General features: G+C 60.7%; 21 protein-coding genes. 11 read left to right on the top strand and 10 right to left on the bottom strand.

Going from position 1 to position 25,196, the window contains the following annotated elements:
• Positions 1–13 precede the first annotated feature (13 nt).
• Complete coding sequence (gene leuS / locus RB216_RS25710) at positions 14–2,620, bottom strand: leucine--tRNA ligase (RefSeq protein ID WP_122683569.1); 2,607 nt, start codon at positions 2,618–2,620, stop codon at positions 14–16.
• 261 nt (positions 2,621–2,881) lie between these two features.
• Here leuS and RB216_RS25705 point away from each other — a divergent pair, with 261 nt between their 5' ends.
• Positions 2,882–3,199 (top strand): hypothetical protein, encoded by a 318-nt coding sequence (locus RB216_RS25705; protein WP_028618066.1) that lies wholly within the window; start codon positions 2,882–2,884, stop codon positions 3,197–3,199.
• Positions 3,200–3,313: 114 nt separating this feature from the next.
• A complete protein-coding gene (locus RB216_RS25700) occupies positions 3,314–4,075 on the top strand; it encodes a YdcF family protein (RefSeq protein ID WP_126570782.1) in 762 nt (253 codons plus the stop codon).
• A 91-nt stretch (positions 4,076–4,166) separates the two neighbouring features.
• On the opposite strand, the gene lnt is transcribed toward RB216_RS25700, so the two are convergent.
• The 5 genes from lnt to miaB all read right to left on the bottom strand — a co-directional run bounded on the left by lnt (position 4,167) and on the right by miaB (position 9,477).
• Positions 4,167–5,690, bottom strand: coding sequence for an apolipoprotein N-acyltransferase (lnt, locus tag RB216_RS25695; RefSeq protein WP_305382993.1), 1,524 nt, complete (start codon positions 5,688–5,690; stop codon positions 4,167–4,169).
• 8 nt (positions 5,691–5,698) lie between these two features.
• The gene (locus tag RB216_RS25690) at positions 5,699–6,538 is read right to left on the bottom strand and encodes a CorC family transporter (RefSeq protein ID WP_010206772.1); all 840 of its coding nucleotides are present in this window, start codon (positions 6,536–6,538) and stop codon (positions 5,699–5,701) included.
• Between the two features lie 41 nt (positions 6,539–6,579).
• The gene (gene ybeY, locus RB216_RS25685) at positions 6,580–7,038 is read right to left on the bottom strand and encodes an rRNA maturation RNase YbeY (RefSeq protein WP_308908040.1); all 459 of its coding nucleotides are present in this window, start codon (positions 7,036–7,038) and stop codon (positions 6,580–6,582) included.
• Positions 7,031–8,035 carry a PhoH family protein gene (locus RB216_RS25680; RefSeq protein WP_016978598.1) on the bottom strand — a complete coding sequence of 335 codons (1,005 nt, stop codon included), beginning with the start codon at positions 8,033–8,035 and terminating at the stop codon, positions 7,031–7,033. The genes ybeY and RB216_RS25680 overlap by 8 nt, the downstream gene beginning before the upstream one ends.
• 113 nt (positions 8,036–8,148) lie before the next feature.
• A complete protein-coding gene (gene miaB, locus RB216_RS25675) occupies positions 8,149–9,477 on the bottom strand; it encodes a tRNA (N6-isopentenyl adenosine(37)-C2)-methylthiotransferase MiaB (RefSeq protein WP_028618062.1) in 1,329 nt (442 codons plus the stop codon).
• 131 nt (positions 9,478–9,608) lie between these two features.
• On the opposite strand from miaB, the gene RB216_RS25670 reads away from it, so the two are divergent.
• From RB216_RS25670 to RB216_RS25645, 6 genes are all read left to right on the top strand, one after another.
• Positions 9,609–9,935 (top strand): DUF1820 family protein, encoded by a 327-nt coding sequence (locus tag RB216_RS25670; RefSeq protein ID WP_003194436.1) that lies wholly within the window; start codon positions 9,609–9,611, stop codon positions 9,933–9,935.
• Positions 9,936–10,163: 228 nt separating this feature from the next.
• Entirely contained in the window at positions 10,164–12,218 is a 2,055-nt protein-coding gene (locus RB216_RS25665) for an oxidoreductase (protein WP_308908039.1), read from the top strand.
• A gap of 38 nt (positions 12,219–12,256) precedes the next feature.
• Positions 12,257–13,015 (top strand): transporter substrate-binding domain-containing protein, encoded by a 759-nt coding sequence (locus RB216_RS25660; RefSeq protein WP_308908038.1) that lies wholly within the window; start codon positions 12,257–12,259, stop codon positions 13,013–13,015.
• A 16-nt stretch (positions 13,016–13,031) separates the two neighbouring features.
• Positions 13,032–13,745 carry an ABC transporter permease gene (locus RB216_RS25655; protein WP_028618059.1) on the top strand — a complete coding sequence of 238 codons (714 nt, stop codon included), beginning with the start codon at positions 13,032–13,034 and terminating at the stop codon, positions 13,743–13,745.
• Positions 13,745–14,455, top strand: a complete 711-nt coding sequence (locus RB216_RS25650; protein WP_068932015.1) for an ABC transporter permease — start codon at positions 13,745–13,747, stop codon at positions 14,453–14,455. Before RB216_RS25655 ends, RB216_RS25650 begins: the two co-directional genes overlap by 1 nt.
• Before the next feature lie 9 nt (positions 14,456–14,464).
• The gene (locus RB216_RS25645; protein ID WP_308908037.1) at positions 14,465–15,577 is read left to right on the top strand and encodes a succinylglutamate desuccinylase/aspartoacylase family protein; all 1,113 of its coding nucleotides are present in this window, start codon (positions 14,465–14,467) and stop codon (positions 15,575–15,577) included.
• Here the strand turns inward: RB216_RS25645 and RB216_RS25640 are convergent, their stop codons facing one another.
• The 4 genes from RB216_RS25640 to RB216_RS25625 all read right to left on the bottom strand — a co-directional run bounded on the left by RB216_RS25640 (position 15,578) and on the right by RB216_RS25625 (position 19,101).
• Entirely contained in the window at positions 15,578–16,132 is a 555-nt protein-coding gene (locus RB216_RS25640) for a tetratricopeptide repeat protein (RefSeq protein WP_010206766.1), read from the bottom strand.
• A gap of 225 nt (positions 16,133–16,357) precedes the next feature.
• Entirely contained in the window at positions 16,358–17,641 is a 1,284-nt protein-coding gene (gene hemL / locus RB216_RS25635) for a glutamate-1-semialdehyde 2,1-aminomutase (RefSeq protein WP_016973898.1), read from the bottom strand.
• 17 nt (positions 17,642–17,658) lie between these two features.
• The gene (gene thiE / locus RB216_RS25630; RefSeq protein WP_028618056.1) at positions 17,659–18,282 is read right to left on the bottom strand and encodes a thiamine phosphate synthase; all 624 of its coding nucleotides are present in this window, start codon (positions 18,280–18,282) and stop codon (positions 17,659–17,661) included.
• Positions 18,283–18,303: 21 nt separating this feature from the next.
• Complete coding sequence (locus RB216_RS25625) at positions 18,304–19,101, bottom strand: hydroxymethylpyrimidine/phosphomethylpyrimidine kinase (RefSeq protein ID WP_308908036.1); 798 nt, start codon at positions 19,099–19,101, stop codon at positions 18,304–18,306.
• 276 nt (positions 19,102–19,377) lie between these two features.
• On the opposite strand from RB216_RS25625, the gene RB216_RS25620 reads away from it, so the two are divergent.
• From RB216_RS25620 to amn, 3 genes are all read left to right on the top strand, one after another.
• Positions 19,378–21,768 carry a hybrid sensor histidine kinase/response regulator gene (locus RB216_RS25620; protein ID WP_308908035.1) on the top strand — a complete coding sequence of 797 codons (2,391 nt, stop codon included), beginning with the start codon at positions 19,378–19,380 and terminating at the stop codon, positions 21,766–21,768.
• Between the two features lie 193 nt (positions 21,769–21,961).
• Positions 21,962–23,608: an acyl-CoA dehydrogenase family protein gene (locus tag RB216_RS25615; RefSeq protein WP_308908034.1), complete on the top strand. Its 1,647-nt coding sequence runs from the start codon at positions 21,962–21,964 to the stop codon at positions 23,606–23,608.
• A gap of 66 nt (positions 23,609–23,674) precedes the next feature.
• Positions 23,675–25,147: an AMP nucleosidase gene (gene amn, locus RB216_RS25610; protein WP_164672983.1), complete on the top strand. Its 1,473-nt coding sequence runs from the start codon at positions 23,675–23,677 to the stop codon at positions 25,145–25,147.
• Positions 25,148–25,196 lie beyond the last annotated feature (49 nt).

The following is a 25,196-nucleotide window of genomic DNA, read 5'->3' as shown; positions in this document are numbered from 1 at the left end:
GCGCCCGATCCGATTAGCTAGCGACGATATTGACCAGTTTGCCAGGCACCACGATCACTTTGCGGATCGTCAGGCCTTCGGTAAAGCGCAGCACGTTCTCGTTGACGCGGGCAGCAGCCTCGACGTCTTCGCGGCTGGCCGTGGCCGGCATGTCGATCTGGCCACGCAGTTTACCGTTGACCTGGATTACCAGTTGCAGCGTGTCCTGTACCAGGGCGCTGTCATCCTGCACCGGCCAGCGCGCATCGATGACGGCGTCGCTGTGGCCCAGGCGGTTCCACAGGTCGTGGCTGATGTGCGGCGTGATCGGTGCCAGCAGCAGGGTGACCGTTTCCAGGCCTTCCTGTACCAGTGCGCGATCCTGTTCGGTGGCTTGTGGCGCTTTTTCCAGCACGTTCATCAGCGTCATCACCTGGGCGATGGCGGTGTTGAACTTGTGGTTTTGGCCCACGTCCTGGCTGGCTTGCTTGATGGCCAGGTGGGTGCTGCGGCGAATCAGTTTCTGCTCGTCGCTCAAGGCGGCCACGTCCAGCTTGCCCGGCAGGCCCTGGCTGATGTGGGCGTGCGCCAAGCGCCAGACGCGCTTGAGGAAGCGGTGCGAGCCTTCGACGCCGGAGTCGGACCATTCGGCGCTCATGTCAGGCGGCGAGGCGAACATCATGAACAGGCGGCAGGTATCGGCGCCGAACTGATCGATCATCGACTGTGGGTCAACGCCGTTGTTCTTCGACTTGGCCATCTTCTCGGTGCCACCGATTTCCACGGGCAGGCCGTCGGCGATCAACTTGGCGCTGATGACCTTGGCCTTGCTGTCGCGCTCAAGCTCGACGTCCGCCGGGTTGAACCAGGTGTAGGCACCGTTGGCTTCGCGACGGTAGTAAGTCTCGGCGACCACCATGCCCTGGGTCAGCAGGTTCTTGAACGGCTCATCGGAGCTCACCAGGCCTTCATCACGCATCAGCTTGTGGAAGAAGCGCGCGTACAGCAGGTGAAGGATGGCGTGTTCGATACCGCCGATGTACTGGTCCACCGGCAGCCAGTGGTCAGCCGCGGATTTTTCTACCAGGCCGCCCTCATAGTGCGGCGAGGCGTAGCGGGCGTAGTACCACGAGGACTCGACAAAGGTGTCCATGGTGTCGGTTTCACGCTTGGCAGGCTGGCCGCATTTCGGGCAGCTGCATTCGTAGAACTCGGGCATGCGCGCCAATGGCGAACCGGCGCCGTCCGGCACCACGTCTTCCGGCAGGACGACTGGCAGTTGGTCTTCCGGTACTGGCACGTCGCCACAGCTTTCGCAGTGGATGATCGGGATCGGGCAGCCCCAGTAGCGCTGGCGGCTGATGCCCCAGTCGCGCAGGCGGAACTGGGTGCGCGAGGCGCCGAGGTTTTTCTTGATCAAGGCGACTTCGATGGCGTCGAAGGCGCCTTGGAAGTCCAGGCCATCAAACTCGCCGGAATTGATCAGCTCACCGTGCTCGCCGTAGGCGTCTTGCCACGGGGCCGGGTTGGTATCGCCCGAGCTGGTGCGCACAACGGATTTGATCGGCAGGCTGTACTTGGTGGCGAATTCGAAATCGCGCTCGTCGTGAGCCGGCACTGCCATTACGGCGCCATCGCCGTAGTGCATCAGCACGTAGTTGGCGACCCACACCGGCAGCTTCTCGCCGGTCAGGGGGTGTTCGACGAACAGGCCGGTCGGCAGACCTTTTTTCTCCTGGGTGGCGACGTCGGCTTCAGCCACGCTGCCGCCTTTGCATTCAGCGATGAACGCCTGCAGTTCAGGATTGTTCTGTGCGGCCTGGGTGGCCAGCGGGTGCTCGGCGGCCACGGCGACGTAGGTCGCTCCCATTAAAGTGTCCGGACGGGTAGTGAAGACTTTGAGTGCGCCCGCTTCGCCGATCGAATCGACGTTGTACGGGAACTGCACTTCCATGCCCTTGGATTTGCCGATCCAGTTGCGCTGCATGGTCTTGACCTGTTCAGGCCAGCCCGGCAAATCGTCGAGGCTCGACAAGAGCTCATCCGCGTAGGCGGTGATCTTGAAGTAGTACATCGGGATTTCGCGCTTTTCGATCAGCGCGCCGGAGCGCCAGCCGCGACCGTCGATCACTTGCTCGTTGGCCAGTACGGTCTGGTCCAACGGATCCCAGTTCACGGTGCCGCTCTTCTTGTAGATCACACCTTTTTCGAACAGGCGCGTGAACAGCCATTGTTCCCAGCGGTAGTAGTCCGGCTTGCAGGTGGTCACTTCGCGGGACCAGTCCACCGCGAGGCCCAGGCTGCGCAGTTGGGTCTTCATGTAGGCGATGTTTTCGTAGGTCCACTTGGCGGGGGCCACGTTGTTTTTCATCGCGGCGTTTTCCGCCGGCATGCCGAAGGCGTCCCAACCCATGGGTTGCAGGACGTTCTTGCCTTGCATGCGCTGGTAGCGGGAAATCACGTCGCCGATGGTGTAGTTACGCACGTGCCCCATGTGTAGCTTGCCGCTGGGGTAAGGGAACATCGATAGGCAATAGAAAGTCTCCTTGCCTGGCTGTTCACTGACTTCAAAGGACTTTTGCTCGTCCCAGAAGGTTTGGGCGGCATTTTCTATTTCACGGGGCTGATATTGTTCGTGCATGGCTACTTTTGAACTGAATAGGGGTGGCCTAATCCTCTTCGGTGCAACGTTCAGGTTGATCGACACCAAAAAGCGGCGCGTCCGTGCCCAAACCCTGCGGGAAGTGGAGTTACAGGAAGCGCCGTAGCATACATGACCCCACTCTATCGAGGGAAACCCTGATTGCGCAGGCAGGGCCGTCTGTCGCGGCGCCAGGCGCGCACAGCCACGAGGACTACGCTGTTTATTGGGGAGCAAGTCTTTCTTCAATGAGGTGAGGGGATGGTTGAATCGCAAAGAATCGTATCGAAACCGGATGTCTACGAAGGACTGATCGACCGCTTGGGTCGTGCATTGGATGCAGCGAGGACAGCAGGCCGATTGCGTGATGAACGGCCTGTGGAGTTGGAACTGCGCGGTCTTAGTTGCGCGGAGCTGGAACTGATCAAGGTATATCTGGAAAGGAATGGGCGCAGTGCGCCTCCTCTGGTGGCAACCCCGCCAATCAAGGAGCCTGCGCACTCAGCCAAAGTGGTGTGGCTCAAGGACTTGTCGGCCGGTCGTGGCCCGGAAAGGCTCCGGTCCGCCCGCTACAAGTAATTCACTGCCCCTTGGACGGCTTCACCACGCCGTTTCACTGTAAAGCATGTCACCGTAAAGATTGTCGCTAAACCCCGTTACACCTTAGGCTTCGGGCATCTATGGAGATGCCCGATGCCTATTCGTTATTTCATCAAACAACTGCTCCTGCCGCCCGGCATTCTCTTGCTGCTGTTGGCACTTGCCTGGTGGTTTCGTCGCAGCCGCCCGCGCTTGGCCGCGTGCTGCTTTGCCCTGGGTTTTGGGGGGCTGTGGTTGATCAGCCTGCCGGTTGTGGTGGAGCGGGGCGCACGGGCCCTGGAAACCGAACCGGCATTGCCCCGGGAAGACTGGTCGACGCTGGCCCAGCGCGCCGACGCGATAGTGATATTGGGCTCCGGACGTGAGCGCGGTGACCCGGCCTGGGGCACCGACCAGCCCACCGGGATCGGCCTGGAGCGCCAGCGCTACGCCGCACGATTGGCCAAGGCTTCCGGCTTGCCGGTGCTGACCAGCGGCGGCCTGCATTACGGCACACCGCCCAGCGAAGCGGAGTTGATGGCAGTGTCGATGCAGGATGACTTCGGTGTAGCGGTGCGCTGGAAGGAAGAGCGCAGCCGTACCACTTGGGAAAATGCGCAGATGAGCGCAGAGATTCTGCTGCCAGCGGGCATCAAGCGCGTCGTGGTGGTGACCCAGGCCTGGCACATGCCGCGTTCGGTGTGGAGCTTTGAGAGAGCGGGCTTTACCGTGGTGCCGGCGCCCGTGGGTTTTCTGGGCGTGGACAACGCACGGCCACTGGGCGGGTGGATGCCGGAGTTCGTAGCGGTGTGGCGCAGCGGGCAGTTGATCAACGAAGCGGCGGGGCAGATAGGTTACCGTTTGTTCTACCGCTGAACATGTAGGAGCCGGCTTGCCAGCGATGAGTCCCTTGAGACATGTGTTCACTTTGAGGACGCCATCGCTGGCAAGCCAGCTCCTACAGGCGTTAGACGGTTTTGGACATCCGGCCCGCGAGCAGCGCCCAGCCAAACAGCCCCAGGCACACAATGATCAACGGCCATGAGCGCCATTGCAGGTACGGCGTGAGGTTGTGCATCGGCACCACTTCGCCGTAGAGGATGCCGCGTTCGAATTGCGGGATCTGCGCGGTGATCTGCCCAAACGGGTTGATCAGGCCGCTCACGCCATTGTTGGTGGCGCGGATCATCCAGCGACCGGCTTCCAGTGCACGCATCTGCGCCATTTGCAGGTGCTGCAACGGGCCGATGGAGCGGCCGAACCAGGTGTCGTTGCTGATGGTCAGCAGCAAATCGCTCTGCGCCGACAGGCCTGCGGCGAACTCCGGGTACACCACTTCGTAGCAGATGAACGGCGCAATCTGATAGCCCTTGGCCTGCAGCATCGCCTGGTCGGACGGTCCGCGTGCGAAGTCCGACATTGGCAGATCAAAGAACGCAATCAGGCCGCGCAGCATGTCCTGCAGCGGCACGTACTCGCCAAAGGGCACCAGCTTCTGCTTGAGGTAGGTGCCGTCGCCTTCGCCAACCACGGTGATGCCGTTGAAGTAGCGCTTCTGGTGATGCACTTCCTGGCGGATTGGCACGCCGGTGATCAGCGCGGTGTGCCGGTCGGCGGCGAACTTGCCCATCATGCCCAGGTAGCCTTCGACAGACTCTTTGAGCACCGGCACGGCGGTTTCCGGCCACACCAGCAGGTCGACGGGCTTGGAGGTGAAGCTCATGTCGCGGTACAGCGCGAGCTGTGCGTTGAGCTGCTCCGGGTCCCATTTCATGCTTTGTTCGACGTTGCCCTGGATGGCGGCCACGGTCAGTGGCGCACCGGAGGGGCTGGTCCAGGTGTGATGCTTGAGCGCCAGGCCGATGGCCCAGGGCGCGACCAGCAACACCAGGCCTGCGCCGATAAATGCGTTGCGCTTGCCAGCCAGCAGACGCGGCAGGTTGCACAGCAGCGCTGCTGTCAGTGCCAGGGCAAAGGAGATCAGCCACATGCCGCCCACTGGGGCCAAGCCCGTCAGCGGGCCGTCAAGCTGGCTGTAGCCGGAGTATAGCCACGGGAAACCAGTGAGGAACCAGCCGCGAAATGCTTCCTGGCCCACCCACAAGGCGGCAAACGTCAACGCATCCGCCAACGGCGCCTCATTGCGCCGCAACCAGCGCGCCCACAACCAGGCGGGCAGGGCGAAGAACCACGCGATAGCGGCGGTAAACAGCAGCATCAGGAAACCCGCCAGCAGCACCGAAGCGCCGCCGAAGTGGTGGATGCTGTAGTAGATCCAGCTAGTGCCGGCGCCGAACAAGCCGAAGCCGAAACACCAACCGCGGCCCAATGCCTGGCGCGGGCTCAGGTCCCGCAGCCCGACATAGAACAAGCCGACCGCGACCAGCGCAAACGGCCACAGGTCGAACGGCGCCAGCGCCAGGGTGGTGATGGCGCCGGCCACCACGGCCAGCAAATTACCGGGCCAGCCGGGGCGGGTTAGGCGCTGCATGTCATTCCTTAGCGGGCAATAGGTGTCAGGCGGATCAGGTGGATGCGACGGCTGTCGGCATTCAGGATACGGAAGCGATACGCGCCGATCTCGGTGGTCTCGTTACGTTTTGGCAGATGGCCAAACGCACTCATCACCAGGCCGCCCACGGTATCGAACTCGTCATCGGAGAATTCGCTGTCGAAGAACTCATTGAAGTTCTCGATCGGCGTCAGCGCCTTGATCAGGAAGTCACCGCTGGGCAGCGGCTTGATGTAGCTGTCTTCTTCGACGTCGTGTTCGTCTTCGATGTCGCCGACGATCTGTTCCAACACGTCTTCAATCGTCACCAGGCCAGCTACGCCGCCGTATTCGTCGATCACGATGGCCATGTGATTGTGGTTGGCGCGGAATTCACGCAGCAACACGTTCAGGCGCTTGGACTCGGGCACGAAGGTGGCCGGACGCAGCAGGTCCTTGATGTTGAAGCTGTCGCCGTTCTCCTTGAGGATCAACGGCAGCAGGTCCTTGGCCAGCAGGACGCCCATGACGTCGTCATGGCTTTCACCGATCACCGGGTAGCGCGAGTGCGCCGAGTCGATCACGGCCGGGAGGAATTCCCGTGGGGTCTGGGTCGCCTTGATGCTGATCATCTGTGAGCGCGGGACCATGATGTCGCGTACTTGCAGGTCAGCCACCTGGATGGCGCCTTCGACGATGGCCAGCGCTTCGCTGTCCAGCAACTTGTTCTGATGGGCCTCGCGCAGCAGCTCAAGCAGCTCCTGGCGGTTTTTCGGCTCGTGGGCAAAAGCCTGGGTCAGCTTACCCAGCCATGACTTCTGCCCGTTGCTCGATCGGTCTTCGCTCATAGCGATTACTCTGAATCCTTTATTGTTACAGTTGAGTGTTTTTAAACTTCGTCGTCCGCATACGGGTCCGGATGACCCAATTCTGCAAGCAACGTTTGTTCCAGTGTTTCCATTTCCTCGGCTTCGTCATCGTCTATATGGTCGTAACCCAAGAGATGCAAGCAGCCGTGGATGACTAGATGGGCCCAATGGGCCTCAAGTTCCTTGCCTTGTTCTTTTGCCTCGCGCTCCACCACGGCGACACAGATGACCAGATCGCCCAGCAGTGGGATATCCAGCAGCTCATCCGGTACGTCGGCAGGGAAGGACAACACGTTGGTCGCATAATCCTTCTGGCGCCAGGTGTGATTCAGTTCACGGCCCTCGGGCTCGTCCACCAGTCGAATGGTCAGTTCCGAATCGGCGGTGCGCTGGCGCAGGGCCAGGGCACACCATTCGCGGAACTGGGCTTCACTGGGGACGGGCGCATCGGTGGCCAGCTGCAGGTCAAGCTCAAGCATCGCGGCGAACGTCCTTGGACAGCCCGTCATCGCGGTGTTCGAAGCGCTCGTAGGCTTCGACAATGCGCTGTACCAGCGGATGGCGCACCACGTCCTTGGGCGAGAAGTGCGTGAAACTGATGCCCGGCACGTCCTTGAGTACTTCAATCACATGGCTCAAGCCCGACTTGGTGCCCTTGGGCAGGTCAACCTGGGTAATGTCGCCGGTGATAATGGCCGTGGAGCCGAACCCGATGCGGGTCAGGAACATCTTCATCTGCTCGACGGTGGTGTTCTGGCTTTCGTCGAGGATGATGAAACTGTTGCTCAGGGTGCGGCCGCGCATGTAGGCCAGCGGGGCGATCTCAATCACCTGGCGCTCGATCAATTTGGCCACGTATTCGAAGCCGAGCATCTCGTATAGCGCGTCGTAGAGCGGCCGCAGGTACGGGTCGATCTTCTGGGCAAGGTCGCCGGGCAGGAAACCGAGCTTTTCGCCGGCCTCGACCGCTGGGCGCACCAGCAGGATGCGGCGCACTTGCTCGCGCTCAAGGGCATCCACTGCACAGGCCACGGCCAGGTAGGTCTTGCCGGTACCGGCAGGGCCGATGCCGAAGTTGATGTCGTTACCCAGGATTGCCTTGACGTACTTCTGCTGGTTCAAGCCCTTTGGGCGAATCATGCCTTTTTTGGTACGCAGGGCCACGCTGGCTTCAGCCACCGGATTGTTGGCCAAGTCTTCCACAGCCGATTCCTGCAAATACAGGTGCACGATTTCTGGCGACAGCTCGCTACCCTTGGTTTCGCGGTAGAGACGTCGCAGCAGGTTTTCTGCGGATTTAGTGTGCAGGGCTTCACCAATGAGCTCGAACTGATTGCCGCGATTGCGGATCTCGATGCCCAGGCGTTGTTCGATCAGGCGCAGGTGCTCGTCGAACTGTCCGCACAGGTTGGCGAAACGGAGAGCCTCAAAGGGCTCGAGGATGAAACGATGGGGTTCTGCTATGGGTGCGTTCAAGGTCGCTTTTAGCCGCCCTTTGGCTGTTGAGGTGAAATAGAGAATAACGCCAGCCGGCTGTGTGCGAAAGCACTTAAACGGCACATGTTGGCTGGCGATAATTCAAAAAGTGATTATGGGATCAACGACCCACGCAGCGAATGGGGCTGCGCCGCGTCGATGTGCACATCGGCAAACTGGCCGATCAGGGTCGGATTATCGCAACGGAAGTTTACGATTCGGTTGTTCTCGGTACGTCCCTGCAATTCGCCGGGGTCTTTTTTCGAGTAGTCGGTGACCAGGATGCGCTGGGTCGAACCGACCATTTGTCGGCTGATCTCGAAACCCTGCTGGTTCAAGCGGTGTTGCAGCGCGTTGAGGCGCTCTTTTTTCAGCGCTTCCGGGGTTTCGTCCAGCAGGTCGGCCGCCGGGGTGCCGGGGCGCTGGCTGTAGACGAACGAGTAGGAAAAGTCGAAGCCGACGTCTTCGATCAGCTTCATGGTCTGCTGGAAGTCTTTCTCGGTCTCGCCGGGGAAGCCGACGATAAAGTCCGAGCTGATGCAGATACCTGGCACCGCCGCGCGCAGTTTGCGCAGTTTGGATTTGTACTCCAGGGCCGTGTGGTTGCGCTTCATCGCCGAGAGGATGCGGTCCGAGCCCGATTGCACCGGCAAGTGCAGGTGCTTGACCAGTTCCGGCACTTCGGCGTGGGCCTGGATCAGGCTGTCGGAGAACTCCAGTGGGTGCGAGGTGGTGTAGCGGATGCGCTCGATACCGTCCACGGCGGCGACCACGCGGATCAATTCCGCCAGGTCGGCCAGGCGGCCGTCGTGGGTCTGGCCGCGATAGCCGTTGACGTTCTGGCCCAGCAGGGTCACCTCGCGCACGCCGTTTTCGGCCAGGTGGATGATTTCCGACAGCACATCGTCAAATGGCCGGCTGACTTCTTCACCACGGGTGTAGGGCACCACGCAGAAGGTGCAGTACTTGCTGCAACCTTCCATCACCGACACGTAGGCGCTCGGCCCGTCGATGCGCGGCTCGGGCAAATGGTCGAATTTTTCTATTTCAGGGAATGACACGTCTACCTGCGGCAGCTTGGTAAAGCGCGCGGCGTCGATCATTTCCGGCAGGCGGTGCAGGGTCTGCGGGCCGAAGACCACGTCAACATAGGGCGCGCGGTCGCGGATCGCGGCGCCTTCCTGGCTAGCCACGCAACCGCCGACGGCGATCACCATGTCCGGGTTGGCCAGTTTCAATTCGCGCCAGCGGCCCAACTGCGAGTACACACGGTCCTGGGCCCGCTCGCGGATCGAGCAGGTATTGAGCAGGATCACGTCGGCATCTTCGGCGCGGGCGGTGACTTCCAGGGCCTGGTGTTCGCCCAGCAGATCGACCATGCGCGAGCTGTCGTACTCGTTCATCTGGCAACCGTGGGTTTCGATGTAAAGCTTCTTGGCCATGGGAATCGTCAACTGGTGGTAAAGAACCGCGCATTATAGGGGGCATGCCCATTGGTTCCTAGCGTTGTGCATCGGGTGCCATGCTATAGTTCGCGCCCTCTTTTATATCCCCGATGTGTTATTCGCCCACCATGACCAAACGTGAAGCTCCAATCTACAAGGTGATTTTCCTCAACCAGGGCCAGGTGTTCGAAATGTACGCCAAGCAGATCTATCAGAGCGATCTGTGGGGTTTCCTGGAGGTGGAAGAGTTCGTCTTTGGCGAGCGCACCCAGTTGGTCGTCGACCCGGGCGAAGAGAAGCTCAAGGCGCAGTTCGAAGGCGTGGTGCGCAGCTTTGTGCCGATGCATTCGATTGTGCGCATCGATGAGGTCGAGCGTTTGGGCACGCCGAAGATCAGCGAAGCGCGTGGCACCAGTAACGTGATGCCGTTTCCGATGCCGATGCCTGAAAAGTAAAGTCCATTGTAAATTTGTAGGACACTTCTGAAATGTTCCTGTTGTGCATGGACATTCTGCTGGAAAAGTAGCAGTTTTCGTCTGTGCGCAGAGGGCGTCATAGATGCATTAATAATAAAGCGCCTCGAAGTTTCCCTTACTTCAGCACAGTTACACCTCGCCACTAGTTAACACCGAGTTTCTTAATCACGCAGTCATTAACGAACGTACCTGTTCGGGAGTAGCCCTGTGCGCGATCCTCGTTACGACATACTGTTTGAACCGGTACAAATCGGCCCGGTTCGCACCCGCAATCGCTTTTATCAAGTGCCCCACTGCAATGGCATGGGTCATGTGCATCCATCGGCTATGGCCCGCATGCGTGGGTTAAAAGCCGAGGGTGGGTGGGGCGTGGTCTGTACCGAGGAGTGTGAGATCAGCCCGCTGAGCGAGTTCTCGCCCTACATAGAAGCGCGGTTGTGGGATGAGCGCGACATTCCGGCACTTGCGCGGATGTGTGAGGCGGTTCACCACCACGGTTCTCTGGCCGGCGTCGAGTTGGCGTTCAACGGTTACTCCGCGCCCAACCGCTACAGCCGTGAAATCCCCTGGGCACCCTCCAACACACCGGTGCGGGGTTATGACCCCGTGCAGGCGCGGGCCATGAGCCGTGCCGATATCCAGCAACTGCGTGCACTGCACCGGGCAGCTGCGCTGCGTGCGCGGCACGCGGGTTTTGACATCATCTATGTTTACGCCGGGCATGATCTGGGCCTGCCATTCCATTTCCTTACGCCACGTAACAACCGGCGCACTGATGAGTACGGCGGAGTGTTAGAGAACCGGGTGCGCCTGTTGCGCGAACTGATTGAAGACACCCGCGACGCAGTGGGTGACCGGTGTGCCGTGGCAGTACGCCTGGCGGTGGATGAGCAGATGGCGGGTGGCTTGAGTCGCGAGGGCGAAGGCGCTGAGATCTTCTCGATGTTGGCGGACTTGCCGGATTTATGGGATGTGAATGTCGCCGACTGGTCCAACGACAGCATGACGTCGCGCTTTGCTCCGGAAGGTTACCAAGCGGACTTCCTGCAGGGGCTTAAGGCGCTGACCCGCAAGCCGGTGGTTGGCGTCGGGCGGTTTACTTCGCCGGACACCATGGTCTCCCTGGTCCGCAGTGGGGTAATCGACCTGATCGGCGCAGCCCGCCCTTCGATTGCCGATCCTTTCTTGCCGAAGAAGATTGAAGAGGGGCGCGCGGAGGAAATTCGTGAGTGCATAGGCTGCAACGTGTGTGTCAGTGGTGATCACACCAGCACGCCTTTACGTTGCACCCAGAACCCGACCATGGGCGAGGAGTGGCGGCGCGGCTGGCACCCCGAGTCGGTCCAGCGAGCGCCTCAGCCTGGGCGCGCGCTGGTGGTCGGCGCCGGGCCCGCAGGGCTTGAGTGCGCACGGATATTGGGGGCGAGAGGAATGGATGTAGCGCTGGCCGACAGCCTGCGCACGCTGGGTGGGCGCGTGACGCTGGAGGCGCGCCTTCCCGGACTGGCGAGTTGGGCTCGGGTCATCGACTATCGACTGGATGCCTTGAGCCGCCTGGCGTCGGTCGAGATTTATCGGGAAAGCCCCATGCAAGTCCAGGATGTGCTCGACTTCGCTGCCGAGCACGTGTTTATCGCCACCGGCTCCCACTGGCGGCGGGACGGCTTGGGACGCGCCCTGCGTCACCCTATGCCGGGCCTGGAGCGCCTGCCCGTACTGACGCCGGACGACGTGATGGCCGGTGTGTTGCCGCCGTCACCGGTGCTGTTGTTCGACGATGATCACTACTACATGGGCAGCGTGCTGGCCGAGCATTTGGTGGTGCGGGGTGTGGACGTAATCTTCGTTACCCCGGCGGCGGATGTAGCGGCCTGGACCCATAACACCCTTGAACAGCATCGCATCCAGCGTCGCCTGCTGGAGTTGAGTGTCACGATCATCGCGTCTCACACGCTGGTCGGCGGCATGCCGGAGGGCGTGGTCGCCGGGTGTGTCTACACCGAGCGAACCCGCTTCGTTCCCGCCGCGTCCTTGTTGTTGGTCACCTCACGAGCGCCCGAGCAAGCGCTGTATCAGGCGTTGCATAACGGCCCCGAACAAATGCGCGCGGCCGGTATCACCACGCTGGCGTTAATCGGCGACTGCGTGGCGCCAGGCACCATTGCAGCCGCTGTGTATTCAGGGCATCGCATGGCACGAGAGTTTGATGCGCCTGCTGATTCATTAGTTGTACGTCGAGAAATTCCTTTTATCGAAGTGTAGTCAGTCCTGCTGTTTCATTAATGACGAGGCCTATAATAATGAAAAAAATAATCCTGACGTTATTCGCAACACTGTTTATAAATACATTTCTCTTTGCCAATGAATATACGGTAATACGTTTTGGTGTTGACCCTAACTACGCCCCGTTTGCCTACAAGGACACTAAGGGGGCGTTGACAGGTTTCGAAGTTGATGTGGGTACTGCCATTTGCATTAACCTTAACGTTCGCTGCCAATGGGTCGAAAGCGACTTCGACGGCCTGGTCCCCAGCCTGAATGCCGGCAAGATTGATGCGATCCTGGCTTCAATGACGGTCACTGACGCACGACAAAAGGTGATCGATTTCTCCTCGGAGGTTTTTTCCAGCCCCACCGCCATGGTGTTCCGCCCAGGCACCGAGCTGTCCAAGAGCAAGGCCGTAGGCTATTTGCAGGGCAGCACCCAGGAAACCTACGCCCGGCAAATGCTCGCCAAGCAAGGCTTGAGAATCGTGGCTTATGCCGATCAGGAGCAGGTGTATGCCGACCTGGTGGCGGGTCGTTTGGACGCTTCATTGCAGGACGCCCAGCAGGCGCAGAGCGGTTTTTTGCGATCCAACCAAGGAGCGGGGTTTGTGCTGGGGCCGTTGATTGAAAGCGAACTGATGCCTTCCAAAAGTGCCATCGGCATCGCCAAAGGCAATCAGGCCTTGAAAACCCTGCTGGATAAGGGGCTGGCGGCATTGCACGCCGATGGCACCTATGCCCGGCTGCAAGAGCAGTATTTCCCGGGTGTGGACATGTTCAGCGGCCAATGACCGGCGAGGGCGCAACATGCTACCCACTTTTACGCAATTCGCCGCGACCCTGGACGGTTTTGCACCGCTGTTATTGCGCGGTGTCTGGGTAACGCTGCAACTGGCGTTGCTGTCATTGCTGCTGGGGCTGGTCTTCGGCTTGCTGGGGGCCGGCGCCAAGTTGTCCAAGGTCAGGGCCTGGCGCATCTGCGCACAGCTCTACACCACCCTGATCCGTGGGGTGCCGGACCTATTGTTGATGTTGTTGATCTTCTATGGGCTGCAAACAGGCTTGAGTCGTCTGACAAATGCGCTGGGTTGGGCCTACATCGAAATCGACCCCTTCAGCGCGGGCGTGCTCACCCTGGGGTTTATCTACGGCGCCTATTTCACCGAGACCTTTCGCGGCGCCTTGCTGGCCGTGCCTCTTGGCCAGTATCAGGCCGCCAAGGCCCTTGGCATGACCTTCTATCAAGGCTTTGTGCACGTGATATTCCCGCAGATGATGCGCTTTGCCCTGCCAGGGCTGGGCAATAACTGGATGGTGTTGCTCAAGGCCACCGCGCTGGTGTCGATCATCGGCTTGGCGGACCTGGTGAAAGTGGCCCAGGTGGCGGGCAAGAGCAGCCAGCAATTGTTAGCTTTTTTGCTGTTTGCAGCGTTGATCTACCTGGTGCTCAGCAGCGTTTCAAACGCCGCGTTGCGCTGGCTGGGACGCCGCTACGGTGCCGGTGTGCAGGAGGCATCATGATGATTGAGCTGATCCAGGAATATTGGCGACCACTCCTCTATTCCGACGGTCAACAAGTGACCGGCCTGGCAATGACCTTATGGCTGACCAGCGCCTCGCTGTGTTTTGGCCTGTTGCTGGCACTGCCACTGTCCATCGCCAGGGCGTCGTCCCGGCGCCGCTGGCGTTGGCCGGTGCAAAGCTTCACCTATCTGTTCCGTGGCACGCCGCTTTATATCCAGTTGCTGATTTTCTACACCGGGATTTACAGCATTACCGCGGTGCGTGAGCAGCCACTGCTGGATAGTTTTTTTCGCGAGGCACTGAACTGCACGCTGCTGGCGTTCGCCCTGAATACTGGGGCCTACACCACCGAAATACTGGCCGGCGCCATTCGAGCAATACCGCGCGGTGAAATCGAGGCCGCGCGATCCTTGGGGTTTGACAGCTGGAAGCTGTATATCCACTTGGTCATGCCCTCGGCCTTGCGCCGGGCATTGCCGTACTACAGCAATGAAGTGATCTTCATGCTGCATTCCTCCACGTTGGCGTTTACGGCCACGGTTCCGGACATCCTCAAAGTTGCCCGGGATGCCAACGCTGCGACCTTCTTGACCTTCCAGTCCTTCGGCCTTGCCGCAGCTCTTTACCTGTGCATCACGTTTGTCTTGGTCGGTCTGTTTCGCCTGGCTGAACGACGTTGGTTGCGCTTTCTCGATCCGGGCCGATAGGGGGCTGCTATGCAGACTCGCGTACATGAATTACTGGCGGCCGTGCCGGGTATGACCCGGCAGATCCAGAGTTTTCATTACGAGCCAGCCAATCCGGCAGGTAAGGTTTACCTCCAGGCGTCGCTGCACGCTGATGAGTTGCCGGGGATGCTGGTGTTATGGCACCTGAAGCAGCAACTGGCACAGATGGAGGCGGCCGGGCTGCTACTTTGGTCGGTCGTGCTGGTGCCGGTAGCCAATCCGCTGGGTTTGGAGCAGGTACTCATGGACGTGCCGCAGGGGCGCTTCGATAACGACAGCCGTGAGAACTTCAACCGTTTCTTCCTTGATGTCAGCCAGCAGGTCGGTGATGACGTGCAGGGTCTGTTGACTGATGATCCTTCCAGCAATCTACAACTGATCCGCTCGACCTTGCGGCAAACGCTTGCCAGCCAGGTATCGGCGACGCAGTTGCAATCCATGCGCGTGATCCTGCAGACGCTGGCTTGTGACGCCGATATCGTGCTGGACCTGCATTGTGATTTCGACGCCGTGCAGCACTTGTATCTGTCGCCGGATTTCTGGTCACAGGTGGAGCCGCTGGCCCGCTATCTGGGCGCGGAGGCCTGCTTTTTGACCAAAGAAGCCGGTGGGCAGTCGTTCGATGAGTGCTTTACGTTGTTTTGGGAGCAAATGCAGACGCGGTTTGCCGGGCGCTTCTCGGCACCTGGGTTCGCTGTGACCGTGGAATTAAGAGGGGTTGCTGATGTGGATCATGGGCTGGCTCGTCAGGATTGCCAGGCGTTGATTAACTTTCTAATTGAGCGTGGTGCGATTGATAGCCAAGCGCCTCCATTGCCGCCATTGCTCAATCTACCGACCCCGTTGGCAGGGGTAGAGCCGGTGACCAGCCCGACGGGAGGCTTGATCGTGTTCTGCGCGCAGGTGGGAGACTACCTGAAGGCAGGGCAAATCGTGGCGGAAATCATCGACCCGATCACCGATCGCGTGACGCCGGTGGCTTGCACACATGCAGGGCTTTTGTATGTTCGATCAATACGGCGAATGGCTAGCACCGGTATGACAATCGCCCATGTCGCCGGCCAAAAGGCATACCGACAGGGTTATTTGTTGTCGCCTTGATCAGGGCAGTGGTGAGAAGGGCGAACGCCCGTCGGCACTCTGCAATTCCTGCAGATAATTGCGGAAAATCTGCCCTAGCACCTGGGTCGCCACTTCCAACTCATCGCGCTGCATGTGCTCGGCGACTTCGTCGGCGGTGTCCAGTGCGTCTTCTGCGCCGTTGACGGCGGCCATTTTCAGCACGATATACGCTTGGACGTTGTTGGCCGGCACGCCTTCGCCTTTGAAGAACATGTTGCCCAGTTCGAATTGCGCTTGGGCGTGCCCTTGCAACGAGGCTTTCTCGAAGTAGCTCAAGGCCTTGTTGAGGTCGCGGGCCGGGTTTTTACTGTCGTGGAAGTACTCGCCCAACTCGTATTGCGCCTGCGCATCCCCGCCGTCGGCCTGTTTCTGGCACGCGCTCAGGGCTTCGGCCTGGCTGTCTGGCTGGGTATTGAGGGTGCAACGACCCATCGCTGGGATTAACAACGAGTTGCCGCCTGCTTGTGCATGTGCCAGCAGCGGCTGAAGGAGCAACAGGCAGCCCAGAACCAGGGTGCGGCCGGTGCGTTTCATGGGAATCGACTTACCTCTGACGGGGCGCGCGGACCCTCGGGGGATCCAATAAGCGCGCATTATGAAATAAGCAGGCCTCTGCTTACAAAGTCTTTACTCGTTTTTCTGCTGCTTGGGCAAGTTATCTGCCGGATTGCAGGTGATTTCTCTAAAAAACGCGGAAATCTCTGTAAGCAAAGTAGCAAATCAGACACCGTTTGCGCGGTGCCTGATTTGTACGACCCATTATTTCAATGCGGCAAAGGCGCGTTCGGCGGCATCGAGGGTCAGTTTCAACTCGGCTTCGCCATGGGCGATCGAGGTGAAGCCGGCTTCGAAAGCGCTTGGCGCCAGGTACACACCGCCTTCCAACATCAGGTGGAAGAAGCGCTTGAACAGATCGGCGTCGCTGCCCATCACGTCATCAAACGTGACGATATCGTCAGCGCCGCTGAAGTACAGGCCAAACATCCCGCCCGCCTGGGTGGTGACAAACGGAATGCCAGCGGCATCGGCGCGCTGTTGCAGGCCGTCGAGCAGGCGCGTGGTGTAGTCGGTCAGCTCGGCGTGGAAGCCCGGGCGGCTGATCAGGCGTAGGGTGGTCAGGCCGGCGGCCATGGCCAGCGGGTTACCCGACAAGGTGCCCGCCTGGTACACCGGGCCCAGTGGCGCGATGTGCTGCATGATTTCGCGCTTGCCGCCGAAGCAGCCCACCGGCATGCCACCGCCGATGATCTTGCCGAAGGTGCTCAGGTCCGGCGTGACGCCGTAGTGAGCCTGTGCGCCGCCGAGCGCGACGCGGAAACCGGTCATCACTTCGTCGAAAATCAGCACCACGCCGTGCTTGTCGCACTGCTCGCGCAGGCCTTCGAGGAAGCCTGGCGCCGGTGGTACACAGTTCATGTTGCCGGCCACCGGCTCGACGATGATGCAGGCCACGTCCTGGCCCACTTCGTTGAGCATCTGCTCGACGGCGGCAATGTCGTTGAACGGCAGGGTCAGGGTGTGTTTGGCGAACGCCGCCGGCACACCGGCCGAGCTTGGCACGCCTTGGGTCAGCAGGCCGGAACCGGCTTTCACCAGCAGGCTGTCGGAGTGACCGTGGTAGCAGCCTTCGAACTTGATGATGCTGTCGCGGCCGGTGAAACCACGGGCCAGGCGGATCGCGCTCATGGTGGCTTCGGTGCCGGAGCTGACCATGCGCACCATTTCCATCGACGGTACGATCGAGCAGACCAGATCGGCCATCTCGGTTTCCATGGCGGTCGGCGCGCCGTAGGACAGGCCGTGTTCCAGTTGCTTGCGCACCGCGTCCAACACGTCCGGGTGGCTGTGGCCGAGGATCATCGGGCCCCAGGAGCCGACGTAGTCCACGTAGCGCTTGTCATCTTCGTCGGTGACGTAGGCGCCTTCGGCATGCTTGAAGAACAGCGGCGTGCCGCCCACGCTCTTGAACGCACGCACGGGGGAGTTCACACCGCCGGGGATGTGTTTCTGGGCATTGGCAAACAGCGTTTCGGAACGGGACATGATCGGGCTCTCTTAAATCAAATCTGAAAAAGGGCGTTGAACGCACGGGCGCGGCGCGTGACTTCCTGGGTGCTGTCGGCGCCAAACAGGCCATGCACCACCGCCAGCAGGTCGGCGCCGTGGGCTACCAGGGGGGCGGCGTTTTCCAGGGTGATGCCGCCGATCACGCAGATCGGCAACTGCAAACGCGCACGGGCCTGGGCCAGCATCTCTGTGGTGGCGGCCGGTGCGCCGGGCTTGGTGTTGGAATTGAAGAAGCGGCCGAAGGCGACATAGCTGGCGCCTTCCTTGGCGGCCTGCTCGGCCAGTTCGATCTGGCTGTGGCAGGTGGAACCGATGATGGCTTTGGAGCCTAGCAGGGCACGGGCCGGGGTCAGCGGGCCGTCGGTCTGGCCCAGGTGCACGCCGACGCCGAGGCGGGCGGCCAGTTCGGCGTCGTCGTTGATGATCAACTGGGTCTTGTAGCGCGAGCACAGCTCCCGCAGCTTTTCTGCTTCACGCAGGCGTCGGGCTTCGTCGCTGCTTTTGTCGCGGTATTGCAGCAGGGTCACGCCACCGTCCAACGCTGCTTCGACGTAGGCGAGGAATTTACCGGCCAACAGTTGGCTGTCGGTAATGGCGTAAAGGCCACGTAGTTTCATCGGGCAGGCCCCTCTGTCGTCTTACGAGCAAAAATCCAGCGGCAACCGGCGCGGTACAAACTGGCCCTGGCCGAGTTGTTCGGCATCACGCAAGGTGCGCCAAGTGTAGTTGAGGGCCGATTGCACGGCGCTCACCAAGCCTTCGCCCTGGGCAATCCGGCCGGACAACGCACTGGCCAACGTACAGCCCGAACCGTGATAGCTGCCGGGCAGGCGCTGGCAGGTAAAGGTCTGGCGCGTGCCGTCGCGGTTGTAGAGGCGGTTGTGCACTTCGTGCTCGTCGCCATGGCCGCCGGTGATCAGCAGGTGCTTGATGTACGGCAGCAGCTTCTCGGCGCATTCGTCTGCGGTGCCTTCAGGCAGCTCCGCGAGGATGCGCGCTTCCGGCAGGTTGGGCGTGGCAATCAGCGACAGCGGCAACAACCGCTCGCGCATTGCATAACCGACTTCGTCCTTGCCCAGGCTGCCACCGCCGCCGGCGCGTAGCACCGGGTCGCACACCACCGGCAGGTGCGGATGCGCCTGCAGCAGTTCGACTACGGTGTCGACCATCGCGGTAGAGCCGAGCATGCCCAGCTTGACCGCCGCCACTTCGGAATCGCCGAGTACAGCATTGGCCTGAGCCAGTACCCACTCGCGGTCGAGCACGCGGAAATCGATGACATTGACGGTGTTTTGCACGGTCAAGGCGGTGACGGCCGGAGCCGCATGGCAACCCTGGGCGAGCAGGGCTTCGATATCTGCCTGCAAGCCGGCGCCACCACTGGGGTCATGGCCGGAGAGACAGAGGACAACGGGACGAGAGCTGTAGATATTCATGGTGCGCGAGCTTACCACCAAACGCTTTTGGCGGGGCCGTCTGGCGATGGTTGAATTTTGCCATCGCAGTGACGCTTTTTTGGCGGTTTTGCACTCGCTTAATATCGCTGAAAGCCTCGTTCTAGAGCCTTTCAAAAAATTATTTCAATGGTGTCCAATAGCCTTTAGTGGCTATGCTAGAGTGGATCCAAACTACTAACTGTATTGCCGGTGTACGTCTTCTCAAAAGGAATGGGGGGCTTTTTGACATAACCGGACAGGCCACGCTGGGGCTCTATGCGCTATTTGCTGATTTTATTGTTGTGCGGGTTGCCGATGCTCGCCAACGCCATCGAGTTTAACCAGGACACACAAAGCCTGCCGTTGGGGCGAGTGATGCAAGTGATCGAAGACCCGACCGATGCCCTCACCATCGCGGATGTGATCGCGCCGTCCGCCACCGCGCAGTTCAAGCCCCACGATAAAGACACCCTGAATGCTGGCTACTCGCGCTCGGTGTTCTGGCTCAAGGTCAATCTGCATTACCTACCCACTAATCCCGAAGCGCAGCGCACCTGGTTGCTGGAGTTGGCGTACCCGCCGCTCGACCATCTTGACCTCTACCTGCCCGACAACACCGGCACTTATCGGCTGGCAGGACGTACTGGGGATGCGCTGCCGTTTTCCGCCCGTGAGATCCGCCAGAACAACTACTTGTTCAAGGTCGACTTCACGCCGGGCGAGGCAAAAACCGTGTACCTGCGCCTGCAAAGCGAAGGATCGATCCAGGCGCCTGTGACGCTGTGGTCCAGCACCGCCTACCTGGAGCAACAGCCGCTGCGCCTGTATGTGCTGGGCCTGATCTATGGCGTGTTGCTGGGGATGCTGGTCTATAACCTGTTCATCTACCTCAGCGTGCGCGACACCAGCTACCTCTATTACATCTTTTATATCGCCTCGTTTGGCATGTATCAGCTGTCGGTCAACGGTGCGGCGGTGGAGTATTTCTGGCCGAACAATCCTTGGTGGGCGAATGCCGCGACGCCATTCCTGATCGGCTCGGCGGCGTTGTTCGGCAGCCTGTTTGCGCGCAGCTTTTTGCACACTGCCCAGCACAGTCGCTGGATCAACCGGCTGTTGCTGGCGCTGGTGGCCTGCGGTGGCGTAGTGATGCTGCTGTCGTTGATGACCAGCTACGCGCTGGCACTGCGCCTGGCCACCGGTTTGGCACTGGTGTTTACCGTGACTATTTTTGTCGCCGCCATCAAGGCCTGGTATTGCGGCCAGCGGGTGGCGCGCTATTTCATCATCGCCTGGTCGGCGTTCCTGCTAGGTGGAGTGGTGAATACGCTGATGGTGCTGGGCTATCTGCCCAACGTATTCCTGACCATGTATGCCAGCCAGATCGGCTCGGCGATTGAAGTGGCGCTGCTGTCCCTGGCTCTGGCCGACCGCATCAATTCCATGCGCGAGCAACAAGCGCAGATCCTGCTCGATGCCAGCCAAAAACTTGAAGTGCTCAACCAGCAATTGGCCCGCAGCAACCGACTGAAGGACGAGTTCCTCGCCACCCTGACCCACGAACTGCGTACGCCCATGAACGGCGTGATTGGCTCCCTCGAACTGATGCAGACCGTGCCCCTGGACGCGGACCTGGCGCAATACCATCAAACCGCCGCCGGTTCGGCGCGGGACATGATGCGCATGGTCAACGGCATCCTAACCCTCACCGAATTGCAGGCCGGCCGCTTGAGCGCCCAACCCCAGGTATTCAGCCTGCGCGGTACGCTCGACACCTTGCGCCAGCAGTTCACCGCCAGCGCCCAGAGCAAAGGCCTGGCGTTCTCCATCGATGTGGCGGACGAGTTGCCAGACCGCGTACTGGGCGACGCCGACAAACTGCTGCAGTGCCTGGATTGCCTGCTGGACAACGCCTTTAAGTTCACCCACGAAGGCGCGGTGCGCCTGCGCGTGGTCGGTGTGCCCCAGAGTGGCGGTGGCCTGCGCTTGAGCTTTATCGTCACCGACACCGGAATCGGCTTTGCTTTCCTCGACGAAGCGACCCTGTATCAGCGGTTCTTCCAACTGGATGGCTCCATGACCCGCGAGTACGGTGGCCTGGGTATCGGCCTGGCGATCTGCCGGCAACTGATCGAGCTGCTGGGCGGGCGTCTCACCCATCATTCCGAGCCGCGCAAAGGCAGCCGCTTCCAGCTTGAAGTGGAGGTCAGTCCCCTAGCACCTGAATCCCGACCTGCGCCGGATAAGCAGCGCGCACCTCAGGAGTGCTCGGTGCTGCTGGTGGACGACAACAGCGTCGGCCAACTGGTGGTGCGCGGCATGCTGCTCAAACTCGGATACCGGGTGAAAACCGTGGACACCGGCCCGAACGCGTTGGCTGCCTTGCAAGCAGGAGATTTCGACGCAGTACTGTTGGATATCCCTGAAGGTGGCTTCTCGTTGTGTTGTCAGATCCGTGCATTGCCCGGCTGCGGTGAGTTACCGGTAATCGCCTTAAGTACGTCGCTGAATGCGTCGGAGCGTGAGCGCTGCCATGGCATCGGCCTCTCCGATCGCCTGGCCAAACCTGTGCGTTTCGAGGCCTTGCAGGCGGTGTTGGAGCGTCGGTTGCTGTGTCCGGTAGAGGGCGAAAGCGCCGGACATTCGGCGGGTATGCCACTTTTTTAAGCGGTATGACGGTGTTTAACTGAAAAAACCGGCCTCAATCGACGGGCACCGTGTAGGAGCGAGCTTGCTCGCGAAGAACGTCAACGATAACGCGAGCACCCTGTAAAAACGCGGTGCTCTCACGTTCTTCGCGAGCAAGCTCGCTCCTACAAACAGCCTCAATCGAAATGGGCCTTTTTCCAGGAGGCCCGTCATGAACCTGCATCAGTTTGCCGAAACCCACGACGTCACCAACCAGCCACCGTCCCTGGACGGCACCAACCTGTACCGTATCGATTTGCCCCTGCAGGAATGGTCGCGCCGCTTTGGTGCTGGCTGGGCAGAAGCGCGTATCGATGCCTACGGCGCACTGGCCGGTGGGCCGTTGATGGAGGCCGGGTTCCTGGCGAACCAGAACAAACCGGTGTTCAACAGCCATGACCGTTATGGCCATCGCATCGACCTGGTGGAGTTTCACCCGGCTTACCACGAACTCATGCGCACGGCCGTCGAACATGGCTTGCCGTCGCTGCCGTGGGCGCATCCGCAGTCCGGCGCTCATGTGGCCCGCGCCGCCATGACCTACCTGCACAGCCAGGCCGAAGCCGGCACCGGCTGTCCGCTGACCATGACCTTCGCTTGCGTGCCTGCCCTGCGCCTGCAACCGGACCTGGCCAAGACCTGGCTACCGAAAATCCTCAATACCCAATACGACCCGCGCAATGTCGGCATCGCTCACAAGGCCGGTGCCACTATCGGCATGGCCATGACTGAGAAACAGGGCGGCACCGACGTGCGCGCCAACACCACTCGCGCCTATCCGGTGGGTGCCGGCGGTCCGGGCCAGGCCTATGAACTGGTGGGCCACAAGTGGTTCTGCTCGGCACCGATGTGCGATGCCTTCCTGACCCTGGCGCAAACCGACAAGGGCCTGACCTGCTTCCTACTGCCCCGGCACCGCCCGGATGACACGCGCAACGAGTTCTACATCCAGCGCCTGAAAAACAAACTGGGCAACTGCTCCAACGCCTCCAGCGAAGTGGAGTTCCGTGGCGCCCTGGCCTGGATGATCGGTGAGGAAGGCCGTGGCGTGCCAACTATCATCGAAATGGTCGCCATGACCCGCTTCGATTGCATGGTCGGCTCCAGCGCATTGATGCGCCAGGCGCTGACCCAGGCCAGCCATCATTGTGCCCATCGTTTGGTGGGGGGGCGGGTGCTCAGCGAACAACCCTTGATGCAAAACGTGCTGGCGGACCTGGCGTTGGAAAGCGAGTCCGCGTTGGCCCTGAGCCTGCGCATGGGCCGCGCATTGGATCATTTAGGCGATGAGCAGGAAGCCAAGTTCGCCAGGCTCGTGACAGCCGTGGGCAAGTATTGGATCTGCAAACGCGCCCCGGCCATGATCAATGAAGCCGCCGAGTGCATGGGCGGTGCCGGGTACGTCGAGGACAGCATCCTGCCGCGCCTGTACCGTGAGGCGCCGGTGAATTCGACGTGGGAAGGTTCTGGCAACGTGCAGTGCCTGGACGTGCTGCGCGCGTTGTCAAAAGAGCCGGGCGTGCTGGAAGCGCTGTTTGTCGAGCTGGGGGATGGGCATGGCGACAAGCTACTGGCGCGGCATATCGAGCAATTGAAGTCAGCCTTTATGGACACCCAGGACATCCAATACCGTGCGCGCCAGCTTACCGAAGACATCGCCGTGGCGTTGCAGGCCAAGCTGTTGCTGGAAGCCGGCAATGCGGCGGTCAGCGATGGGTTTATCGCCAGTCGCTTGGGCGAATCGTCCGGTCGAGTGTATGGCACCCTGCCGCGTGGCGTCGACGTGGCGGCGATTGTCGCCAGGTCCACACCTTGTTGATTGCATTCAAAGTTTGCGTCTGACGGGGATACAGGCAAGATAAAGGCCTGCAAGTCAGAACACAGGATGCTTACCGTGACCGAAGCTTTTGTTGTCGTTCAAACCGCTGAAGAAGCCGTGGACCGGCTGGCGGCCCTGCATGAGCGTGCCACGGGCGCGCTCAATCAAGCCCTCAAGCAATACCTCAAGGACCGCGTCGAACCCGACGCCGAACAACGTGCGTTGTTCCGCTACCCGGAACTGCGCCTGACCTACCACTGCCACGGCGAAGTCCCACAGACCACCCGGGCGTATGCCAAGGTTCAGTTACCAGGGACCTACAGCGTTACCGTCACCCATCCTGCGGCGTTTCGTAAATACCTGCTGGAGCAACTGGTGCCGCTGATGCACGACTTCACCGTGACGGTGGAAGTCGGTGTGAGCCAGCAGAACATTCCATACCCTTACGTAGTGGAGCAGGGCGATGAACTGGCCGGCTCCGGCGTGACTGCGGCGACCCTGGCCCGCGTGTTCCCGAGTACCGACCTGTCGGCCGCCACTGATGGCATCGCCGATGGCCTGTACGACTGGGAAAACACTGACCCGCTGCCCCTGGCGTTGTTCGATGCGGCGCGCGTGGACTTTTCCCTGCGCCGCCTGGTGCACTACACCGGCAGCGATTGGCGCCATGTGCAGCCGTGGATCCTGCTGACCAACTACCACCGTTATGTCGACCAGTTCATCGTGCATGGCCTGGAACAACTGCGCAGCGACCCGCGTTTTATCCGCATGGTGTTGCCGGGCAACGTGGTGATCGACAAAGCGATGGACCACGGTGAAGCCTCCGCGATTGCTGCCGGGGTGGTGTGGCACCGTTATCAGATGCCGGCTTATCACTTGCAAGCCACTGACGGCCACGGCGTGACCTTGGTCAACATTGGCGTCGGCCCGTCCAACGCGAAGAACATCACCGACCACCTGGCCGTGCTGCGTCCGCATTGCTGGCTGATGATCGGCCACTGCGGCGGCCTGCGCCAATCCCAGACCATCGGCGATTACGTGCTGGCTCACGCTTACATGCGCCGCGACGGGATTCTCGACCGCGTCGTGCCGCCGAACATCCCGATCCCGGCCCTGGCCGAAGTGCAGTTGGCCTTGCAGCAAGCGGCAGCCAACGTCACCGGCGAAAAAGGCGAAGAGCTGAAAAAACGCCTGCGCACCGGCACCGTGTTGACCTACGACGACCGTAACTGGGAACTGCGCTGGGCACAGGAGCGGCCGCTGATCAACCTGTCCCGCGCCGTGGCCGTGGACATGGAAAGCGGCACTATCGCCGCCCAGGGTTATCGCTTGCGGGTGCCGTACGGCACTTTGCTGTGTGTGTCGGATAAGCCACTGCACAGTGAGATCAAGCTGCCCGGTTCGGCCAACGCATTCTATGAGCGTGCGGTCAGTCAGCACTTGAAGATCGGCATCGAGGCGGTGGATTTGCTGCGTACCGAACTCAACTCGCTGCACTCGCGCAAACTGCGCAGCTTCGACGAGCCGCCGTTCCGCTAAGCGGTTGGGATGGTCATTTAACGGTCAGGCCACTAGCATTGTCGGTCCT

The sequence above is a fragment of the Pseudomonas canadensis genome (assembly GCF_030980095.1).
Taxonomy (GTDB): Bacteria; Pseudomonadota; Gammaproteobacteria; order Pseudomonadales; family Pseudomonadaceae; genus Aquipseudomonas; species Aquipseudomonas canadensis.
The sequence above is the reverse complement of the archived record's forward strand: the minus strand, read 5'-3'. Positions and strand labels throughout refer to the sequence as shown.

Bases quoted from the DNA above. Each gene is read 5' to 3' on its own strand.
- leuS (WP_122683569.1), bottom strand. From the start codon at position 2,620: ATGCACGAACAATATCAGCCCCGTGAAATAGAAAATGCCGCCCAAACC.
- RB216_RS25705 (WP_028618066.1), top strand. From the start codon at position 2,882: ATGGTTGAATCGCAAAGAATCGTATCGAAACCGGATGTCTACGAAGGA.
- RB216_RS25700 (WP_126570782.1), top strand. From the start codon at position 3,314: ATGCCTATTCGTTATTTCATCAAACAACTGCTCCTGCCGCCCGGCATT.
- lnt (WP_305382993.1), bottom strand. From the start codon at position 5,690: ATGCAGCGCCTAACCCGCCCCGGCTGGCCCGGTAATTTGCTGGCCGTG.
- RB216_RS25690 (WP_010206772.1), bottom strand. From the start codon at position 6,538: ATGAGCGAAGACCGATCGAGCAACGGGCAGAAGTCATGGCTGGGTAAG.
- ybeY (WP_308908040.1), bottom strand. From the start codon at position 7,038: ATGCTTGAGCTTGACCTGCAGCTGGCCACCGATGCGCCCGTCCCCAGT.
- miaB (WP_028618062.1), bottom strand. From the start codon at position 9,477: ATGGCCAAGAAGCTTTACATCGAAACCCACGGTTGCCAGATGAACGAG.
- RB216_RS25670 (WP_003194436.1), top strand. From the start codon at position 9,609: ATGACCAAACGTGAAGCTCCAATCTACAAGGTGATTTTCCTCAACCAG.
- RB216_RS25660 (WP_308908038.1), top strand. From the start codon at position 12,257: ATGAAAAAAATAATCCTGACGTTATTCGCAACACTGTTTATAAATACA.
- RB216_RS25655 (WP_028618059.1), top strand. From the start codon at position 13,032: ATGCTACCCACTTTTACGCAATTCGCCGCGACCCTGGACGGTTTTGCA.
- RB216_RS25650 (WP_068932015.1), top strand. From the start codon at position 13,745: ATGATTGAGCTGATCCAGGAATATTGGCGACCACTCCTCTATTCCGAC.
- RB216_RS25645 (WP_308908037.1), top strand. From the start codon at position 14,465: ATGCAGACTCGCGTACATGAATTACTGGCGGCCGTGCCGGGTATGACC.
- RB216_RS25640 (WP_010206766.1), bottom strand. From the start codon at position 16,132: ATGAAACGCACCGGCCGCACCCTGGTTCTGGGCTGCCTGTTGCTCCTT.
- hemL (WP_016973898.1), bottom strand. From the start codon at position 17,641: ATGTCCCGTTCCGAAACGCTGTTTGCCAATGCCCAGAAACACATCCCC.
- thiE (WP_028618056.1), bottom strand. From the start codon at position 18,282: ATGAAACTACGTGGCCTTTACGCCATTACCGACAGCCAACTGTTGGCC.
- RB216_RS25625 (WP_308908036.1), bottom strand. From the start codon at position 19,101: ATGAATATCTACAGCTCTCGTCCCGTTGTCCTCTGTCTCTCCGGCCAT.
- RB216_RS25620 (WP_308908035.1), top strand. From the start codon at position 19,378: ATGCGCTATTTGCTGATTTTATTGTTGTGCGGGTTGCCGATGCTCGCC.
- RB216_RS25615 (WP_308908034.1), top strand. From the start codon at position 21,962: ATGAACCTGCATCAGTTTGCCGAAACCCACGACGTCACCAACCAGCCA.
- amn (WP_164672983.1), top strand. From the start codon at position 23,675: ATGCTTACCGTGACCGAAGCTTTTGTTGTCGTTCAAACCGCTGAAGAA.